The following is a 19457-nucleotide window of genomic DNA, read 5'->3' on the forward strand; positions in this document are numbered from 1 at the left end:
ACGGCCATTTGGAGACAGACTGCGATGAAACTCATTTCCTCTGCGCAGGTGCCGGCGCCCGGCGGCCACTATTCACATGCGGTGGAAGCCGGCGGCCTGGTGTTTGTCTCGGGCATGCTGCCGTCCGGCAACAACCAGCCGCCCGCGCCCTTCGAAGCCCAGGTGCAGTCGGCGCTGGACCACTGCAGCGCCGTGCTGGCTGCGGCGGGTTGCGGTTTCGATGATGTGGTGCAGTCCACGGTGTACCTGGTGGGCGTGGAGCACTGGCCGGACTTCAACCGGCTGTACGCCGAGCGCTTCGGCAGCCACCGCCCGGCGCGGGCCGTGGTGCCGGTGCCGGCGCTGCACCACGGCTTCCTGGTCGAGATCCAGATGGTGGCCGAGCGGCCGGGGCGGGCCTGAGCCGCCCGGCCCCTCATTCCAGTTCGCATTGGAAGCGAGAACAAGGCGCGACGCCGCAGACAGTGCTACAGCACGGCAAGGCCAAGCAACGCAGTTATCGTTTTTAATGCGGATTGGAATCAGAGCAGCGCGCCGCGCGCTGCGACTGGCCACAGCGCCTCGACGCGCTGGCCACGCACACACACCAGTTCGTCGTAGAGGTTGACGGTCGGGTCGCAATGGCCGGGCACCAGCCACAGCGTGTCGCCCAGGGACAGGGCGGCGGCATCCGGCGTCAGGATGACGCCGTGCTCGTCGGCGGCCTTGGCGTAATGCAGCTCGGGCCGTTTCCACACGACGGGCAGGCCCGAATCGACGCTGGACGCCTTGAGGCCGCTGTCGACCACGGCGCGCTCGGCGGTGGGCCGGCTCATCACGGTGGTCTTGATGAACAGCGCATGTTCAAACGCGACATCGCCTTCGCCACGCTGGTTGTCACCATAGTCGCGGTCCATGAACACGTAAGAGCCGGCCTGCAGTTCGTTGTAGACACCCGAATCCCGCTCGTGCAGGAAGGTGCCGGTGCCTGCGCCGGTGACACACTTCACGGCAATGCCGCAGGCCTCAATCGCCGCCAGCGTCTGGCGAACCCGCTGGACGGCCTCCCCAATGGCCTGGGCACGTTCGCGCGGCGTGCGCAGATGCTGCGCGGGGCCGTGGTAGCACTGCAGGCCGGCAAAGCGCAGGGGCGGCGACGCGGCCACCAGCCTGGCCAGCTGCGCGGCCTCGGCCCCCGGCGCGGCGCCGCAGCGGTGCGCGCCCACATCCACTTCCACATACACATCCAGCATGACCTCGTGCGCTTGCGCGGCCACCGCCAGCGGCGCCACCTGCGACGGGTGATCGACCAGCACGCCCAGGTGCGCGGCGCGCGCCAGCTCCATCAGGCGGCCGATTTTGGCCCGGCCGACCACCTCGTTGGTGATCAACACATCGCGCACACCGGCCGCGACAAACACCGCTGCCTCGCTGACCTTCTGGCAGCAGACGCCGACGGCACCCAGCGCGATCTGGCGCAGCGCAATCTCGGGACACTTGTGGCTCTTGGCGTGCGGACGCAGGCGCACCTTGCTGCCCTTGAGCGCATCTGCCATGCGGCGCAGGTTGCGTTCGAACGCGTCCAGGTCCAGCACCAGCGCGGGCGTGTCCACCGCGTCCAGCGAATCTCCGGGCCGTGCAGCCTTCCATGGCGTCATGGGTTTCTTTTAACCTAGAAACGGCAGTTGGATGCGCCCGAGTGCGCCGTGATCGGCGTGCCAGGCAAGGTGTGACAACGCAGTGGGCTCCTGCCCACAAGGCGGAGCAACGCAGCATGGCGCGTCGATCACGGTGCAATCGGGCGCATAGCGCTGTCACCCGGAAGGTGAACGCGATCGAAGAGGGAAAAGTCAATGTGCATGCGGCTTTCCTGAAGTTTGTGAGCGGTCAACTGCGGTTTCTAGGTTTAAGGCGGGCAGCAGGCATCAATCCACCTTCGCGCCGGAGAACTTGATCACGCGGGCCCACTTCTCGGTTTCACGCCGGGACAGCTCGCGGAACTCCTCGGGCGTGCTGGGGTCGGTCTCCGAACCCAATACCCTGAAACGCTCCTTGACGGCCGGATTGGCCAGCGCCGTGCGGATCTCCGCGTTAAGGCGCGTGACGATGTCTTTGGGCATGTTGGCCGGCCCGATCAGGCCGCCCCAGGCCACCACCTCAAAGCCCGGCACGGCTTCCGCGATGGTCGGGATCTGCGGGTAGGTGCTGGAACGCCGATTGTCCGAAATGCCCAGCGCCCGCACACGGCCGGCCTGGGCGTGCGGTCCGGCCACCGGCGAGTTGATCATCATCAGCTGCACGCCGCCGCCGATCAGGTCGGTGACGGCCGACGTCGCGGCCTTGTAGGGCACATGCAGCATGTAAGTGTTGGTCATCGACTTGAACAGCTCCACGCCAAGGTGGGCCGTGGTGCCGTTGCCGTCCGAGGCAAAGGCCAGCTTGCCCGGGTTTTTCTTCGCATAGGCGATCAGCTCCGGCACGGTGCTGGCCGGCACGCTGTTGTTCACCACCATCAGGTTGACCACGCGCACCGCGTTCGAGATCAGGGTCAGGTCCTTGTCAATGTCGTAGGGAATGTTCGGCAGCAGCGAGCGGTTGGTGGCCAGGGACACCACGTTGCCGTAGGCCAGCGTGTAACCATCCGCCGGCGAGCGCACCAGGTCCATCGTGCCGATCACATAGGAGGCGCCCGGCTTGTTGTCGATCACGAACGGCACGCCCATCTGAACCGACAGCTGCTGGGCCAGCGCCCGCATCAGCACGTCGGGAGCGCCCCCCGGCGCCGACGGCACGATCAGGCGGATGGGCTTGTCCGGGTAGGCGGCCTGGCCGGGCAGGGCGAAGGCCGCGAGCGCGGCGAAGAAGATGCTGGCTAACAGGGATTGGCGACGCATTGTTCGGACTCCAGGAGGTGAAAGCAGGGCGGGTGCAGCGGGCTGGAAAGCCGCATGGGCGCGGGCTTTTCAGGCGAATTCATTCTAGGACCGCGTCTGCTGAATGTCGCTTACCCAGGCTACAGCTAGAGTTAAGCAGGACTTAGCAATGTGCCCGCTTTGGGGGCATGCATGCATTCAGTTCGATTCCATTCGATTCAGTTCGGTGCGTGGGCACGGACCGCGGAGCGATCATGCCGGCCAGCCTTTCCCGGCCCCACATCGGTGGCATGCGGGTACTGAAACAGGGTTGTTTGGGCCCGGTTTTGTCCAAATCGGTTTCAAATCGGCTTTTTTACCCAACGAAGACAGGCACAAAGAATCGTTTTCTTGCACAATGTTCGCAAATTGCTCGCAAATACAGCCAGGCAGAAAACAGCTTATCAAGTACACGGCTGATAAGCCCTGAAGTGTGTTTGATCCGTATTGAAGACGACGCCAGCAACACTGGCAAGGCAATAGGGATGGGAAAAAAAAGAACGACGACCATGTCTGCGGTCCGTACAACCATGCAAACCACGACATCGAGCATGTTGAAGCTCGTGATCGTCATGGTCGTCTGGGCATCCCACCCCGCCGCTGCGGCCTTGCTCGATGAGCCGATCCAGCCGATTCCACCGACCCTGAAGCAGGATTCGGCTCGCACCGAAATCGGACGCCTGCTGTTTCGCGATACACGCCTGTCCGGCAATGGCCGCGTGTCTTGCGCCAGCTGCCACGATCTGGGCAAGGGCGGCGGCGACGGCCGCGCGCAGTCAATTGGGCTGCATGGCGGGCTGACCGGCGTCAACGCCCCGACGGTGCTCAATGCCGCGCTCAATTTCAAGCAGTTCTGGAATGGCCGTGCCGACTCGCTGGAAGCACAGATAGATCACGTCGTACAGAACCCGGTTGAGATGGGTTCGAAATGGGAAGACGTCGTCCAGAAAGTGTCGCAGGACGCCAAATACAAGAGCGCATTTGCGGCGGCCTACAAAGACGGGGTCACCAAGGCGAATATCCAGAACGCCATCGCGACTTTCGAGCGAACCCTGATCACGCCAAATTCGCGCTTTGACAAATTTCTGCGTGGTGACGCCAATGCCATTTCCGCCGCCGAGAAAACCGGATACGCAAAATTCAAGCAGTATGGATGCGTCGCCTGCCACCAGGGCGTGAATGTGGGCGGCAACATGTTTCAGAAGTTTGGCGTCATGGGCAACTACTTCGAGAAGCGCGGCAATCCGACGCAGGCCGACCTTGGCCGTTATCTCGTCACCAAGGTGGAAAGCGACAGGTATGTCTTCAAGGTGCCCAGCCTGCGCAACGTCGCGCTGACCGCGCCCTACTTCCACGATGCCTCGGCGAAGACGCTGGAAGATGCCGTTGACATCATGTTCAGGTACCAGCTCGGCCGCGTCGCCTCCAGGGAGGACAAGGATTCCATCGTCAGGTTTCTGGGCACACTGACCGGTGAACTGGACGCAAAGCCGTGAGAGTGTCCAAACCATTGACCTGGTTACCGATGGCGGCTGTGACCGCCATCCTGATGTCTGTTCTGGTTTTCCTCTATGAGAAAACGCAAAGCTTTGGCGGACCCGATTACTTTGAGAATGTCGTCCTGCTAAGGCATCTCAAGCAACTGGATGCCGAATGGGAACTGGACGTTCTGAAGTCCAAAGTCGGCATCAACACGCACTACGATCCCCTGGCTGGCTCCCTGGTTGAATTAAACCGGCTGCTGGAAAAACTCAAGGCGGACATGGAGACCCAGCAACACGCCGAAGCTGCTACGCTGGAGAAGAACCGTGCGGCGCTGTTCCGCGTCATCCAGGAAAAAGCCGTCCTGATCGAACAGTTCAAATCGAACAACTCGGTGCTGCGTAACTCGCTGGTCTTCTTGCCCACCGCGGCGGCGGACGTCGAACAGTCGGTGGGGCAAGCCAGTGCAAGCGCACAGCCGGCAGTCAGACGCGCCTTGATCAACGTGAACAAGCTGCTGCTCGCCAGCCTGTTGTACAGCCAAAACGCATCGGATGACAAGGGTTCCGAAATCCAGGCTGAGTTGAGCCAGCTTGATGCCGGTTTGCATAACCTTCCACCGGATATCCGGGAGAGGCTGGATATTTTCGGCGTGCATGTCCGCACCATCCTGCGCGAGCAAAAGACTGTCAATCAGCTTCTCGGCCGTATTATTGCCGTGCCGACGGCAGCAATGATCGATGAGATCAACAACGCGATGACCGTTGAACACCAGCAAGCTGAAGTGCAGCTCGACCAGCATCGTGCGTACCTGCTGATTTTCTCGGCGGTGCTGGTGGCGCTTCTCGTGTATGCGGCGATCCGCCTGGTGCGCAGTCACGCCGTGATCAAGCGCGTCAACGAGGAACTCCAGGATGCCAATGAAAATCTGGAGCTACGGGTTCAGGAACTGCACGAGACGCAGAGTGAACTGGTCGCTACAGCGCGCCAGGCCGGCATGGCGGAGATGGCCACCAACGTGCTGCACAACGTGGGCAACATCCTGAACAGCGTCAACGTCTCTGCCGATCTGGTCGGCAGCACGCTGCGCACCTCCCGGGCCCCGGGTTTGATGCGGGCCGTGCAATTGATGGACGCGCACGCGGCGGACCTGGGCGATTTTCTGACCCGTGACGACAAGGGCAAGCTGCTGCCCGGCTACCTGAGCGGGATTGCGCACGCCCTGGCGCAGGAGCAGCAAGACATGCTCAAGGAACTGGGGCACCTCACCCGCAGCATCGATCACATCAAGGACGTAGTGGCCACCCAGCAATCCTACGCCGGGGTGTCCAGCGTCATCGTGCCGGTCCAGATATGCGATCTGGCGGAGGATGCCCTGCGCATGAACGGCGGAGCACTCGCGCGCCATCAGGTGACCGTGGTCAAGGAGTTTGCAGAGGTACCGGTGGTTCGGCTCGACCGGGCGCGCGTGTTGCAGATCCTGGTGAACCTGATCAGCAACGCCAAGAACGCCATGGCGGGCATGACGGGTGGATCGCACCGGATCACGCTGCGTGTGGACGTCGCCGCCGGCTCCAGTTTGCGGGTATCCGTCAAGGATGAGGGCGAGGGCATCACAGAGGAGAACCTGACGCGGATCTTCGCGCACGGATTCACCACCCGCAAGGCAGGCCACGGCTTCGGGCTGCACAGCTGCGCGCTGGCGGCCCGGCAGATGGGCGGCGCCCTCACGGCCCACAGCGATGGCCCCGGCAAGGGCGCGACCTTCACGCTGGAACTCCCGGTCGACACAGCGCAGGCCGAGCCATGAAAGCGCAGCACCCGCCGGAGTCCCTCATCAGCCCCGCCCCTGCGGCCCGGAAAACCGGGCTCGCGGAGAAAGGCCGATTCTCGTGGTTTGACGCGTCCATGAACGGATTTGGCATCAGAGCCAAAGTCGCCGCACTGACTGGTTTTTGCCTTGTGTTTGCGCTGATTGCCACACTGGTTCTTCTGTCGTGGATGCAGGTGAATGTCAATCGCGACCGTGAGGTTCTTGCCTCGTACATGCGCTGGATGGAGTTGGCGAGAGTCCAGCAGGTGAATTTCAAAAAACAGGTGCAGGAATGGAACAACATCCTGTTAAGAGGCCATCGCCCGGAGGATTTCGAGCGCCACCGTCGATTGTTTTTGGTGCAGGAACGCCTGGTTCAGGAAAACGGGAAAGCCTTGACAGGCATGCTCACCCAACCCGCCCTCCGCGCCAGGGAGGACGAATTTTTGAAAGTGCATGAAGAACTTGGCCGTCGCTATCGAAACGCCCTGGGGGTCTTCGAGCAAAGCGGAAGACTGAATTTTCAGTCGGTGGATCGCCTGGTTCGCGGGATGGATCACGTGCCGACCGACTTGATCGACGGGCTCGTGGCATCGATCGCCAACGACTTTGACCAATACAAAACCTCCCTTGCTGCCGTCCTTCTCGATGAACAGCGTTACGCGGTAGGGGCGGCCCTCAGCGTGTTCCTGGGACTCATGCTGGCGAGCCATCTGCTTGCCAGGCGCATCACCAGGTCCATTCATGACCTGACGCAGACGGTAGCCAGAGTTTCGGCCGAGAAAGACTATTCGCTCCGCGCGCAACGAAGCAGCCGCGATGAGCTGGGCCTGCTCACGGACGGGTTCAACGAAATGCTCGCCCAAATTCAACAAAAGAATGCCACTTTGCAGCAGTCCCACGACGATCTCGCGGCACGGGTCGCCGAGCGCGACCACGCCGAAGAAGCGTTGCTGGTGTCGCAGGCGCTCTATCACTCGCTGGTCGTGCAGCTGCCGGTCGGGATTTTTCGCAAGGACGCCGCCGGGCGACACGTTTTCGTCAACCCCCGGTTTTGCGAGCTCAAACACATGCCGGCGGATCAGATTCTGGGCTGGACCGCGCCGGAGATTTGCGCGCGCGAATCACAGAACGCGGCCAGTATGTGGCTCCCTGAGCTGGCCGGCCAGGGGACGATCCACCACGAGCAGATCATGCGAAACGGGCAGCCGGTCGCACTGGAGGAAACCTACACCGGCCCGGACGGCCAGCCGCAGCACTGGCAGGTTGTCAAATCGGCGGTGTTTGGGCCTGACCAGGCCATCATTGGCAGCCAGGGCGTCGTGCTTGACATCACCGAGCGCAAGCGGACGGAGCGAGCCCTGCGCGAGAGCGAAGAGCATTTTCGCTTTCTGAACGATCTGGCCAAAGCGACGCGCGCGCTGGCCGATCCGGAGCAGATCATGGCAGTGACGGCGCGCATGCTGGGCGAGCGCCTGGGCGCCTCCCGCTGCGCCTACGCAGACGTGGAAAAGGACGGCGAACAGTTCACCATCCTGCACGACTACACCGACGGCTGCATGAGCACCGTGGGCAATTATCAGCTTTCGCTCTTTGGTGCGCGGCCCGTGGCCAAGCTCCAAAGCGGGCAGACCCTGATCATTCGCAATGTGGAGGCGGAGCTTTTGCCGGGCGATGGAGCGGAGATGTTCAATGCCATCGGCATCCAGGCGATCATCACCTGCCCGCTGGTCAAGGATGGCATTCTTCGCGCCATGATGGCCGTGCACCAGACGACACCGCGCGACTGGACCCCGGGCGAAGTCGCCATCGTTCAGGAAGTCGTCGAACGTTGCTGGGCGACGATAGAGCGCAGGGCCGCGGAGGAAAGCCTTCGCCAGAGCGAAGCCCTGCTCCGTATTGCCGGCCACACCGCCCGGCTGGGCGGCTGGACCGTTGACCTGCCGGAAGCCCGCATCACCTGGTCGGATGAGATATGCGCCATCCACGACGTGGCACCCGGCACCGCGCCTGGACTTGAGCTGGCCTTGAGTTTCTACGCCCCGCAGTCGCGTGAGTCCATCCAGAAAGCCTATGAGGCCTGCGTCCGGGAGGGCACGCCCTTCGATCTCGAAGCGGAACTCATCACCGCCAAAGGACGGCATGTCTGGGTTCGCGCCATCGGCGAGGCCGAATGCCATGCCGCCGGCACGATCACGCGGGTGCAAGGGGCGCTTCAGGACATCACCGCGCGCAGGCAGGCGGCGCTAGAGCTGGAGCAGGCCCACACTCAACTATTGGCCGCATCCCTCAAGGCCGACATGGCGGAATTCGCCACCGGAATCCTGCACGACATCGGCAATGTGCTCAACAGCGCCAATATCGCGTCTTTTTGCGTGGCTGACAGCCTCAGAAAATCGAAGGCCGCCAATTTGTCCAAAGTGGTCGCGCTACTGCGGGAGCACGAGAAGGATCTGGGCGACTTCTTCACCAACAGCCCCAAAGGCCGGCAGGTGCCGGTTTACCTGGCGCAACTGGCCGGGCAACTGGCCGAAGAGCAAGCCGGCGCACTCAAGGAACTGGCGCAACTGCAAAAGAACCTCCAACACATCAAAGAGGTTGTGGCGAGGCAGCAGGACCTGGCCAGAACGCCCGGTGCGACGGAAGCCGTCAATGTGCCCGAGTTGGTGGAAGACGCCCTGCGGATGAACCTGAGCGGGGCGGCGCAGCACGACATTGAAGTCATCAGGGATTTCAAGGCCGTGCCGGCTGTCAGGGTGGAAAAGCACAAGGTGCTGCAAATCCTGGTCAACCTGGTTCGCAATGCCAAACAATCCTGCGAAGTTTCAGGCCGCCAGGAGAAAAAATTGGGCGTCCATACGACCCGCGACAACGATCACGTTCGAATCGCGGTCAGTGACAACGGTGTGGGCATACCGCCCGAAAACCTGGGGCGAATCTTTTCCCACGGCTTCACCACCAAGAAGGACGGCCACGGCTTCGGATTGCACAGCTGCGCACTGGCGGCCGCGGAGATGGGTGGCACTCTCACGACCCACAGCGACGGGATCGGCCGGGGCGCGACCTTCACACTCGAGCTTCCGATCAACGGCGCGCAGGACCAGCCGTGAACCCGCAACCGAATCGGCGCATTTTGCTGGTCGACGACATGCCCTCCATCCATGAGGACTTCCGCAAGATCCTCGTGGCCAGGCCGGCGGCGCACGATCTGGACGATGTCGAAACGGCCCTGTTTGGCCAGGCCACATCCCTGTCCGGTGAGGGCTTCGAACTGGACTCAGCCTACCAGGGGCAGGAAGGCGTGGCCAGGGTCGAAGCCTCCGTTCAGGCCGGCCGTCCCTATGCCATGGCCTTTGTGGACATGCGCATGCCCCCGGGCTGGGACGGCGTGGAGACAATCGAACGGCTCTGGCGCATCGACCCGCAGGTGCAGGTCGTGATCTGCACAGCCTACTCCGACTACCCCTGGGAGGAAGTGCTGACGCGGCTGGATGTGCAGGATCGCCTGCTCATCATCAAGAAGCCGTTCGACATGATCGAGGTCAGCCAGCTGGCCAGGATGCTGACCGCCAAATGGGAACTGGCACGCCAGGCGGCGTTGCAGATGAACAGCCTGGAAGAGGCCGTGCGGGAGCTCAGGGCAACCGAAGCAGCCCTGCGCCAATCCAACAGGGAGCTCGAGGCGTTTGCGTACGCCGTATCGCATGATCTGCGCACGCCGCTGAGCATCATGAATGCGTTCAGCAATCTGCTGGCCAAGGAACTGGACGGCCATGCCAGCGAGGCGGTGCTGCACTACCTGTCCAGAATTCAGGCCAATGCCGTGGTGGGGTCGCAACTGATCGAAGCCCTGTTGTCCCTGGCCCAGGCATCGCGTGCCGAGCTGCACATGGAGCCAGTCGATCTGAGCGCCATCTCGCGCGAGCTCCTCGGCGATTACCGCAGCGTTGTTCCGTCGCGCGAGGCGTCCATCACCGTCCAGGACGGTTTGTGGGTCCACGGCGACCGGCGCCTGATCCGGACCGCGATGCAGCACCTGCTGGACAATGCCTGGAAGTTCTCGTCCCTGCGGACCCATACCGAGATCGAGGTCGGCAGACTGGACGGCACCGACGGCGAGGCGGTGTTCTTTGTGCGAGACAACGGTTGCGGTTTCGACATGGCTTACGCCAGCAAGCTGTTCGGCACCTTCCAGCGGCTCCACGCGGTCCATGAGTTTCCCGGAACCGGCGCGGGACTGGTCACCGTGAGCCGGATTGTCGGCCGGCACGGCGGCCGGGTCTGGGCCGATTCCAAACCTGACGAAGGCGCCACGTTTTACTTCACGCTCCCTTCGGCCGCCCGGCAAGGCCCGCCCCGTGAAAGCCACTTCGCACCACAAGAAAACAGGAACGCGCCATGACCACGCAGCAGAACCGGCACATTTTGCTGGTCGACGACATGCCCTCCATCCATGAGGACTTCCGCAAGATCCTCGCGGCCAAGTCGGGGGGGCGCGATCTGGACGAAGTCGAAGCAGCCCTGTTTGGCCCGCCCGCATCGCCGTCCGGTGAGGGCTTCGAACTGGACTCGGCCTACCAGGGACTCGAAGGGGTGGCCAGGGTCGAAGCCTCCGTTCAGGCCGGCCATCCTTATGCCATGGCCTTTGTGGACATGCGCATGCCCCCGGGCCTGGATGGCGTGGAGACGATCGAGCGGCTCTGGCGCATCGACCCGCAGATGCAGATCGTGATCTGCACGGCCTACTCCGACTACCCGTGGGAGGAGGTGCTGACGCGGCTGGACGCGCAGGACCGCCTGCTCATCATCAAGAAGCCGTTCGACATGATCGAGGTCAGCCAGCTGGCCAGGACGCTGACCACCAAATGGGAACTGGCGCGGCAGACGACGCTGCAGATGAGCGGCCTGGAGGAAGCCGCAGAGGAACGCGCCAAGGCGATGCGCGCCAGCGAATCGCAGTTGCGCCAGATCACGGACACCGTGCCGGCCTTGATTGCCTACGTCGACGCTGAACAGCGCTTTCAGTTTCACAACCTGGCCTATGAAGAAGGCTTTGGCCTGAAGCGCGATCAGATCCACGGCAAGACCATGCGCGAGATGATGGGTGATGCGCTTTACGAAAAAGAACGCAGCAAGATTGAAGAAGTCTTGTCGGGTTACGCGGTGCAGTATGACCGCGTGCAGAAAACTGCGGACGGCCAGCTGCGCGACTACGTCATGCAGTACTTTCCGCGCTATGGCGAAGACAAGGATGAAGGCAAGGTGGTGGGCTTTTTCTCGCTGGGCACCGATATGACCGAACTCAGACGCATCGACCGCATGAAAAGTGAATTTGTCTCCACCGTCAGCCATGAGCTGCGCACGCCGCTGACCTCCATCCGCGGCTCGCTGGGCCTGATGGCCGGTGGTGTTGCCGGAGAGCTGCCGGTCATGGCCAGGAACCTGGTCGGTATTGCCGCCAATAACTGCGAGCGCCTGATCAGGCTCATCAACGACATTCTTGACAGCGAAAAAATCGAGTCGGGCAAGATGCGCTTTGAGCTGCAGCAGGTGGAACTGCAGCCTCTGCTGGTGCAGGCCCTGGCGGCCAATGAAGGCTTTGCAGGCCAGCACAACGTCAAACTGGCCCTCGATGCCCCGACAGCCGCGGTGAGGGTCAACGTCGACAGCGACCGGCTCACCCAGGTCGTCACCAACCTGCTGTCCAATGCCGTGAAATTTTCACCGCCGGCGTCCTGCGTACATATCAGGCTGCTGTGCAGCGGCGGGCGGGTCCGGGTTGAAGTGGCCGACAGCGGCCCCGGCATCCCCGAAGAGTTTCGCAAACGCATCTTCCAGAAATTCTCGCAAGCCGACACCTCGGACACCCGGCAAAAGGGTGGCACGGGCCTGGGCCTGAGTATCTCGCGCGCCATCGTGGAGCAGATGGGCGGCAGCATGGGATTTACCACCAAGACCGGGATAGGGACCGTTTTTCACTTTGAGCTGCCCGAAGCGGTGCCGCTGCCGGTTGAAGACCGGGACAGTGCCGCGCCGCGGCCCCGTGTCCTGATTTGCGAAGACGACCCCGACATTGCCCGGCTGATCAACCTGATGCTTGAAAAGGGCGGCTTTGATTCGGACATCGTGCACAACGCCGCGCAAGCGCTGGAACAGGTGACGCGCTGGCCTTACGCCGCCATGACGGTCGATCTGAACCTGCCCGACCTGGACGGGATCTGCGTGATCCGTGCGCTGCGCCGCGAAAGCCGCACGCGGAACCTGCCCATTGTGGTGGTGTCGGCCAACGCCGAAGAAGGCGAACTCGAATTCAACACCCAGCCGCTGGCAGTGTCGACCTGGCTGGAAAAGCCTATCGACGAAAACCTGCTGATCCTGAGTTTGCGCCGCGCCATTGACAACATGGCTGAAGGCAAGCCGCGCATTCTGCACGTCGAGGACGACCTGGACATTCAGCGCATTGCCGCGGCCATTGCCCAGGACTTCGCAACCTTTGAATTCGCCTGTACCCTGCAGGAAGCGAGGGACCAGCTGGCCAGCCATCATTACGATCTGGTACTGCTTGACCTGACGCTCCAGGACGGTTCGGGCTGGGAGCTGTTAGACACCATCGAAGCGCTGGACCCCGCACCACCGGTCGTCGTGTTCTCTGCCAGCGATCTGAACATGACGGAAAGCCAGCGCGCAGAAGCGGTGCTGGTGAAAGCGAACACCTCCAACGCGGAGCTGATCCAGACCTTGCAGCGGGTGCTCGACGACAGCCTGTGGGGCACAACCCATCCACCCCTGAGTACCTAGAACTTTGACTTGTCATTGCGGGCCTGACCCGCAATCCATGGATCCCGGATCAAGTCCGGGATGACAAACCAGGGGGCAAGGGCTTGACTGAACCGTATTGCGCCTGGGCCTGGGCCCGAATCCATCGCTTTCATTGTGTTCCGATACCTCTGTGTCGAAGTACTAGAACTTGCCCGTGAATAATTTGGGGTCGTGCAACCGCCAACCCCATAAAAAAACGCGCCCGAAGGCGCGTTTTTTGTGGAAAGTGAAAGCGAATTACTTCGCCACCACCCGCACCATCTCCAGGCACTTGTTCGAGTAGCCCCATTCGTTGTCATACCAGGCCACGACCTTGATGAAGGTGCCGTCGAGCGCAATGCTGGCGTCGGCGTCGAAGATCGACGTGCGGGCATCACCGCGGAAGTCGGTGGCCACCACCTTGTCTTCGGTGTAGCCGAGCACGCCCTTGAGCGCGCCTTCGCTTTGCGCTTTCATCTCGGCGCAGATTTCCTTCAGCGTAGCTTCCTTGCTCAGCTCGCAGGTCAGGTCGACCACCGAGACGTCGGAGGTGGGTACACGGAAGGACATGCCGGTGAGCTTTTTGTTGAGCTCGGGAATCACCACGCCCACGGCCTTGGCGGCACCGGTGGACGACGGGATGATGTTTTCCAGGATGCCGCGGCCGCCGCGCCAGTCCTTGTTGCTCGGGCCGTCCACGGTCTTCTGCGTGGCGGTGGCCGCGTGCACGGTGGTCATCAGGCCGCGCTTGATGCCCCATTTGTCGTTGAGCACCTTGGCGACGGGCGCCAGGCAGTTGGTGGTGCAGCTGGCATTGGAGATGACGGCTTCGCCCTTGTAGGTCTTGTCATTCACGCCGAAGACGAACATGGGGGTGTCGTCTTTCGAGGGGGCGGAAATGATGACCTTTTTGGCGCCGGCCGCCAGGTGCTTTTCAGCCGAGGCCTTGTCGAGAAAGAGGCCGGTGGATTCGATCACGACCTGCGCGCCGACGTCATTCCATTTCAGGTTTGCCGGATCGCGCTCCTGCGTGAGGCGGATTTTCTTGCCGTTGACGATCAGCGTGTTGCCGTCGACCGACACCTCGCCCTTGAAGCGGCCATGCACCGAGTCGTACTGCAGCATGTAAGCCAGGTACTCGGGCTCGAGCAAATCGTTGATGCCCACGATTTCAATGTCGCCGAAGCTCTGCACCGCCGAACGGAACACATTGCGGCCGATGCGGCCGAAACCATTGATGCCTACCTTGATCGTCATGCTCGTTTCTCCAGAAAAGTTAATATCAAAAACCGGTTCTTGCCGAATACCGATTTATTTCTTCAACACCTTGCGCACGGTGTCGGCCACGTTCTCGGGCGTGAAGCCAAAGTGCTTGAACAACGCCGCCGCGGGTGCCGACTCGCCGTAGGTGTCGATGCCGACCACGGCGGCGCAGCCGTATTTCCACCAGCCGTCGGTCACACCCATCTCGACCGCGATGCGCGGAATGCCGGCCGGCAGCACGGACGTCTTGTACGCGGTGCTTTGCTTGTCAAAGGTGGTGGTGCTGGGCATGGAGACCACGCGAACCGCAATCTTTTTGGCGGCAAGCAGTTCCTGCGCCTTGAGCGCCAGCTGCACTTCGGAGCCGGTGGCGATGATGACGGCCTGGGCCTTTTTGTTCAGCCCCACTTCGGCGGGCTCGGCCAGCACGTAAGCACCCTTGCTGATCTCGCCAAGGTCGTTCTTCGGCGCGTACGGCAGGTTCTGGCGGCTCAGCAACAAGGCGGTGGGCTTGTTCTTGTTTTGCAGCGCCACGGCCCAGGCCACGGCGGTTTCGGCCGTGTCGCCCGGACGCCAGACGTCGAGGTTGGGAATCAAACGCAGGCTGGCGGCATGCTCGATCGACTGGTGCGTCGGGCCGTCTTCGCCCAGGCCGATGGAGTCGTGCGTGAACACATGCACCACGCGCAGCTTCATCAGCGCGGCCATGCGGATGGCGTTGCGGCTGTAGTCGCTGAAGGTCAGGAAGGTGCCGCCGTAAGGGATGTAGCCACCATGCAGCGCCACACCGTTCATGATGGCGGCCATGCCGAATTCGCGCACGCCGTAGTTGATGTGACGGCCGCCGACCTGGCTGCCGTTGGCGGCTTCGGTCTGTACCACCTCGCCGTTCAGGTCAAAGCGCAGGCTGGGCGTTGACTTGGTGTTGGTGAGGTTGGAGCCGGTCAGGTCGGCCGAGCCGCCCAGCATCTCGGGCAGGCCGGCGGTGAAGGACTCCAGCGCAATCTGTGAGGCCTTGCGCGACGCCACGGTTTCGGCCCGGGTGTGCGCGCCAATCACCGTATCGACGGCCAGCTGCGAAAAACGCTTGGGCAGTTCGCCCTTCATGCGGCGTGTGAATTCCGCGGCCAGCTCCGGATAGGCGGCCTTGTAAGCGGCAAATTTCACGTCCCAGGCAGTCTCTGCGGCCAGGCCGGCGGCCTTGGCGTCCCAGGCGTCATAGCTTTCCTTGGGCACTTCGAACGGGGTGTGCGGCCAGTTCAGTTCGTCGCGCGTGAGCTTGATTTCTTCGGCGCCCAGCGGCTCGCCATGGGCCTTGGCGGTGTTGGCGCGGTTGGGGCTGCCTTTGCCGATGTGGGTTTTGCAGACGATCAGCGTGGGCTTGTCGGTGTTCTCTTTTGCTTCGGCAATCGCGGCTGACACGGCTTCCGCGTCGTGCCCGTCGAGGGGGCCGATCACGTTCCAGCCGTAGGCGGCAAAGCGCAGCGGCGTGTTGTCGATAAACCAGGGGGTGACCGGGCCGTCAATCGAAATGCCGTTGTCGTCGTACAGGGCGATCAGCTTGCCCAGCTTCCAGGCGCCGGCGAGGGCGGCGGCTTCGTGGCTGATGCCTTCCATCAGGCAGCCATCGCCCATGAAAACATAGGTGTGGTGGTCGACCACCGTATGGCCGTCACGGTTGAACTCCTTGGCGAGCAGCTTTTCGGCCAGCGCCATGCCCACGGCATTGGTCAGGCCCTGGCCCAGCGGGCCGGTGGTGGTTTCCACGCCGGGGGTGTAGCCGTGCTCGGGGTGGCCGGGGGTTTTGCTGTGCAGTTGGCGGAAGTTCTTCAGCTCACTCATGGGCAGCTTGTAGCCGGTCAGGTGCAGCAGCGCATAGAGCAGCATGGAGCCGTGGCCGTTGGACAGCACGAAGCGGTCGCGGTCAAACCACTGCGGATTGTGCGGGCTGTGCTTGAGGTGGCGGCCCCACAAGGCAACGGCGATATCGGCCATGCCCATGGGCGCGCCAGGGTGGCCGGAGTTGGCCTGCTGCACGGCATCCATGGCCAGCGCACGAATGGAATTGGCCATGAGGGATGGGGAGGTGTCAGCCAGTGCAGTCATTGACGTAAGGTCCAGGGTAGGTGAAGTTCGCGCCCGGCAACTGACTTGGCATTAATTACGGGAAAACCAGCCAGCGCGGGAAAACCCATGATTTTACGGGATGTGCCCGGTCGGCAGGCCGGGGCGACCGGGCGCCCCCAGGGCCCCGGCCGTGTTTCAGCGTCGGGCGGGTGCCATGGCAGCGCCAGCAGCTATCAATTCAATAGCTGGTTGTGCCCGCATAAAGCTGGCTGCAGCCCGGTTTTCTGCTTAAAAAGGCCATAATCGCAGCCTGTATGACCACCCAAGCCCTGATTCTGGCCGCCGGTCGCGGTGAACGCATGCGCCCGCTGACCGACACCTGCCCCAAGCCCTTGCTCACTGTGCAGGGTAAACCACTGATCGTCTGGCATCTTGAGGACCTGGCACGCGACGGGGTGACCGACGTGGTGATCAACACCGCCTGGCTGGAGGAGCAGCTTCCCGCCGCGCTCGGCGATGGCCGCGCATGGGGCCTGCGCATCCGCTACTCGCACGAAGGCGCGCGCTTTGGCGGCGCACTGGAAACCGCCGGCGGCATTGCCACCGCCCTGCCGCTGCTGGCCGATGCGCCGTTCTGGCTGATGGCGGGCGATGTCTACACGCCCGGGTTTGAGTTTTCGCCCGCCGCCGCCACACAGTTCGCCGCGTCTGATTCACTGGCCCATCTTTACCTGGTGCCGAATCCACCGCACCACCCCCAAGGCGACTTCGGCCTCTCGGCCGACGGCCTGGCGCTGGATGAGGCCGCGGAAAAGTTCACCTACAGCACCTTGGGCCTGTATCGCCCGGCGCTTTTCAGCCACACGCCGGCCGGGCAGAAGGCCGCACTGGCGCCGCTGCTGCGCCAGGCCATGCGGCGCGGCCTCGTCTCGGCGGCGCTATATTCAGGCCCATGGACCGATGTGGGAACGCCCGAGCGCCTCACTGAACTCAACGAGTAACCCAACGAGCCCAACCAAACCCGCCGACCGGCAACACCACCATGACCACAAGCATTTACCAGAAGCGCCGCGCCACCATTGCCCGCGCCCTCAAAGCGGCCGGCGGCGGCATCGCCCTGCTGCCCACCGCCCCCGAAGTGCCGCGCAACCGCGACAGCGACTTCCCGTATCGCCACGACAGCTACTTTTATTACCTGACGGGCTTCAGCGAGCCCGACAGCTGGCTGGTGATTGAGGCCAGCGGCCAGACGACGAAGACCACGCTGTTTTGCCGGCCCAAGGACCTGGAACGCGAGATCTGGGACGGCATTCGCCTGGGCCCCAAGGCCGCGCCGGTCGGCCTGGGGGTGGATGCCGCCTTCAGCGTCGAGACACTGGACGAGAAAATGCCGGCACTGCTGGCCAACCAGAAGGCCGTGTGGTTTCCGTTTGCCACGCACAAGGGCCTGGAAAGCCGGGTCGATGGCTGGCTGAACAGCGTGCGCGCGCGCGTGCGCTTTGGCGCCGAATGCCCGCAAAGCCAGCACGACCTGTGCAAGCTGCTCGATGAAATGCGGCTGATGAAAGACAGCCACGAGATTGCCATTTTGCGGCGTGCCGGCAAGATCTCCGCCGCTGCCCATGTGCGCGCCATGCAGACCTCGGCGGCCATGCTGCGCAACGGCGCAGCCAGCGGAGCCAAGGGCGGTCTGCGTGAATACCACCTGGAAGCCGAACTGCTGCACGAGTTCCGCCGCCAGGGCTCGCAGTTTCCGGCTTACGGCAGCATCGTCGCGGCGGGGGCCAACGCCTGCATCCTGCACTACCGCGCCGGCGACACCGAACTTAAACCCGGCCAGTTGTGCCTGATCGATGCCGGCTGCGAACTCGACGGTTACGCCAGCGACATCACGCGCACCTTTCCGGCTGATGGAAAATTCACCCCGGCCCAGCGCACGCTCTATGACATCGTACAGGCCGCACAGGAGGCGGCGGTGCAGGTCACCAAACCGGGCAAGCGCTTTCTGGACCCGCACGAAGCGGCCACGCGGGTGCTGGTCGAAGGCATGCTGGACACCGGCCTGCTGCCCAAAGCCAAACACGGCAAGGTCGACGACGTGCTGGAGTCGGGCGCCTACCGCCAGTTCTACATGCACCGCACCGGCCACTGGATGGGCATGGACGTGCACGACTGCGGCGATTACACCGAACCTTCGGCCAAGCCACGCGAAGAAAAAGACGCGCTGGGCCAGACCGTGATGCGCAAGCCCTCGCGCGTCCTGAAGCCCGGCATGGTGCTGACAATCGAGCCGGGCATCTACGTGCGCCCCGCCAAGGGCGTGCCCAAGGAGTTTTGGAACATCGGCATCCGCATTGAAGACGACGCGCTCGTGACCGCCAAAGGCTGTGAGCTGATGACGCGCGGCGTGCCGGTCAAGGCCGATGAGATTGAGGCCTTGATGCGCGGGTGAAGGCCGGCTACGGCCAACAACCGACCTTGCACATGAACCCCTGGGTTGTTTACTGTGACGGCAGCGCCGTGCCCAACCCCGGTCGTATCGGCCTCGGAGCGGTGTTTACCGAGCCTGATGGCACGCGCCACACTCTTTCGCAAGCGGCGCATGAGAACGGCTGCAACAATGAGGCGGAGCTAAGAGCGCTGCTGGCGACGCTTCGGGAACTGAAATTACGTGGTGCGGGCACGCTGCTCATACACTGCGACAACAGTGTCGTTGTCGAACAGGTCGGCGGCGGCGCAGCAAAGCCGATAGCCCGGCTGGCCTCCTTGTTTGATGAAGCGCGAGCACTGCTCAATTCGTTCGCCCAGGCAAACCTGGTGTGGATACCGCGCCATCGCAACAGCGAGGCTGATGCGCTGGCTCGTGCTGCACTAGGAATTGCTGAAAAGCGCGTTGTCAAAATATCCAGGAAGCGGCGTTAGTTCCAGACGAGCTGAGGCTACAGCGGGCCAGAATCGGTAGTAGACCGCTGTCTGCTTCCGGGCTTCAAATCAAACTTGAATTTAAGTGACGGCAAGCAACCGTTCATTAGCGGCGTGGATTGAAAATTCCTGACGTTGGTGATGATCGGTGGCCGACGGCAGCGCAGCGGGAGCGGCCGGTCACGGAGCCATGCTACCAAGCGTGTCTAGCGGTTGTGCGT

The 19457-nt window shown here is 62.8% G+C and carries 13 protein-coding genes; 9 read left to right on the forward strand and 4 right to left on the reverse strand.

All coding sequences use genetic code 11. The features are described 5' to 3' along the window. The first annotated feature begins 24 nt into the window (after window positions 1–24). Window positions 25–402, forward strand: a complete 378-nt coding sequence (locus AC1DUB_RS13945; protein WP_477729985.1) for a RidA family protein — start codon at window positions 25–27, stop codon at window positions 400–402. A gap of 119 nt (window positions 403–521) precedes the next feature. Here the strand turns inward: AC1DUB_RS13945 and AC1DUB_RS13950 are convergent, their stop codons facing one another. After that, window positions 522–1637 carry a DSD1 family PLP-dependent enzyme gene (locus tag AC1DUB_RS13950; protein ID WP_477729986.1) on the reverse strand — a complete coding sequence of 372 codons (1116 nt, stop codon included), beginning with the start codon at window positions 1635–1637 and terminating at the stop codon, window positions 522–524. A gap of 267 nt (window positions 1638–1904) precedes the next feature. After that, window positions 1905–2873 carry a Bug family tripartite tricarboxylate transporter substrate binding protein gene (locus tag AC1DUB_RS13955; protein WP_477729987.1) on the reverse strand — a complete coding sequence of 323 codons (969 nt, stop codon included), beginning with the start codon at window positions 2871–2873 and terminating at the stop codon, window positions 1905–1907. Window positions 2874–3442: 569 nt separating this feature from the next. Between AC1DUB_RS13955 and AC1DUB_RS13960 the strand changes: the two genes are divergently transcribed. Genes AC1DUB_RS13960 through AC1DUB_RS13980 form a run of 5 tightly spaced genes read left to right on the forward strand, consistent with a single transcriptional unit; the run spans window position 3443 to window position 12984 of the window. Next, window positions 3443–4387: a cytochrome-c peroxidase gene (locus AC1DUB_RS13960; RefSeq protein ID WP_477729988.1), complete on the forward strand. Its 945-nt coding sequence runs from the start codon at window positions 3443–3445 to the stop codon at window positions 4385–4387. After that, on the forward strand, window positions 4384–6183 hold the full coding sequence (locus AC1DUB_RS13965) for a DAHL domain-containing protein (RefSeq protein ID WP_477729989.1): 1800 nt from the start codon (window positions 4384–4386) through the stop codon (window positions 6181–6183). The genes AC1DUB_RS13960 and AC1DUB_RS13965 overlap by 4 nt, the downstream gene beginning before the upstream one ends. After that, window positions 6180–9296, forward strand: a complete 3117-nt coding sequence (locus tag AC1DUB_RS13970) for an ATP-binding protein (protein WP_477729990.1) — start codon at window positions 6180–6182, stop codon at window positions 9294–9296. Before AC1DUB_RS13965 ends, AC1DUB_RS13970 begins: the two co-directional genes overlap by 4 nt. After that, the gene (locus AC1DUB_RS13975; RefSeq protein ID WP_477729991.1) at window positions 9293–10588 is read left to right on the forward strand and encodes a sensor histidine kinase; all 1296 of its coding nucleotides are present in this window, start codon (window positions 9293–9295) and stop codon (window positions 10586–10588) included. Before AC1DUB_RS13970 ends, AC1DUB_RS13975 begins: the two co-directional genes overlap by 4 nt. Then, window positions 10585–12984, forward strand: coding sequence for a response regulator (locus AC1DUB_RS13980; RefSeq protein WP_477729992.1), 2400 nt, complete (start codon window positions 10585–10587; stop codon window positions 12982–12984). The genes AC1DUB_RS13975 and AC1DUB_RS13980 overlap by 4 nt, the downstream gene beginning before the upstream one ends. 258 nt (window positions 12985–13242) lie before the next feature. Here the strand turns inward: AC1DUB_RS13980 and gap are convergent, their stop codons facing one another. Beyond that, window positions 13243–14241 carry a type I glyceraldehyde-3-phosphate dehydrogenase gene (gap, locus tag AC1DUB_RS13985; protein WP_477721148.1) on the reverse strand — a complete coding sequence of 333 codons (999 nt, stop codon included), beginning with the start codon at window positions 14239–14241 and terminating at the stop codon, window positions 13243–13245. Window positions 14242–14295: 54 nt separating this feature from the next. Further along, window positions 14296–16353 (reverse strand): transketolase, encoded by a 2058-nt coding sequence (tkt, locus tag AC1DUB_RS13990; protein ID WP_477729993.1) that lies wholly within the window; start codon window positions 16351–16353, stop codon window positions 14296–14298. 275 nt (window positions 16354–16628) lie between these two features. Between tkt and murU the strand changes: the two genes are divergently transcribed. Genes murU through AC1DUB_RS14005 form a run of 3 tightly spaced genes read left to right on the forward strand, consistent with a single transcriptional unit; the run spans window position 16629 to window position 19236 of the window. Next, window positions 16629–17315, forward strand: a complete 687-nt coding sequence (gene murU, locus AC1DUB_RS13995) for an N-acetylmuramate alpha-1-phosphate uridylyltransferase MurU (protein ID WP_477729994.1) — start codon at window positions 16629–16631, stop codon at window positions 17313–17315. Between the two features lie 41 nt (window positions 17316–17356). Next, complete coding sequence (locus tag AC1DUB_RS14000) at window positions 17357–18766, forward strand: aminopeptidase P N-terminal domain-containing protein (RefSeq protein WP_477729995.1); 1410 nt, start codon at window positions 17357–17359, stop codon at window positions 18764–18766. 32 nt (window positions 18767–18798) lie between these two features. Continuing rightward, the gene (locus tag AC1DUB_RS14005) at window positions 18799–19236 is read left to right on the forward strand and encodes a ribonuclease HI family protein (protein ID WP_477730061.1); all 438 of its coding nucleotides are present in this window, start codon (window positions 18799–18801) and stop codon (window positions 19234–19236) included. Window positions 19237–19457 lie beyond the last annotated feature (221 nt).

This window comes from Polaromonas sp. P4_F9 (assembly GCF_056401235.1).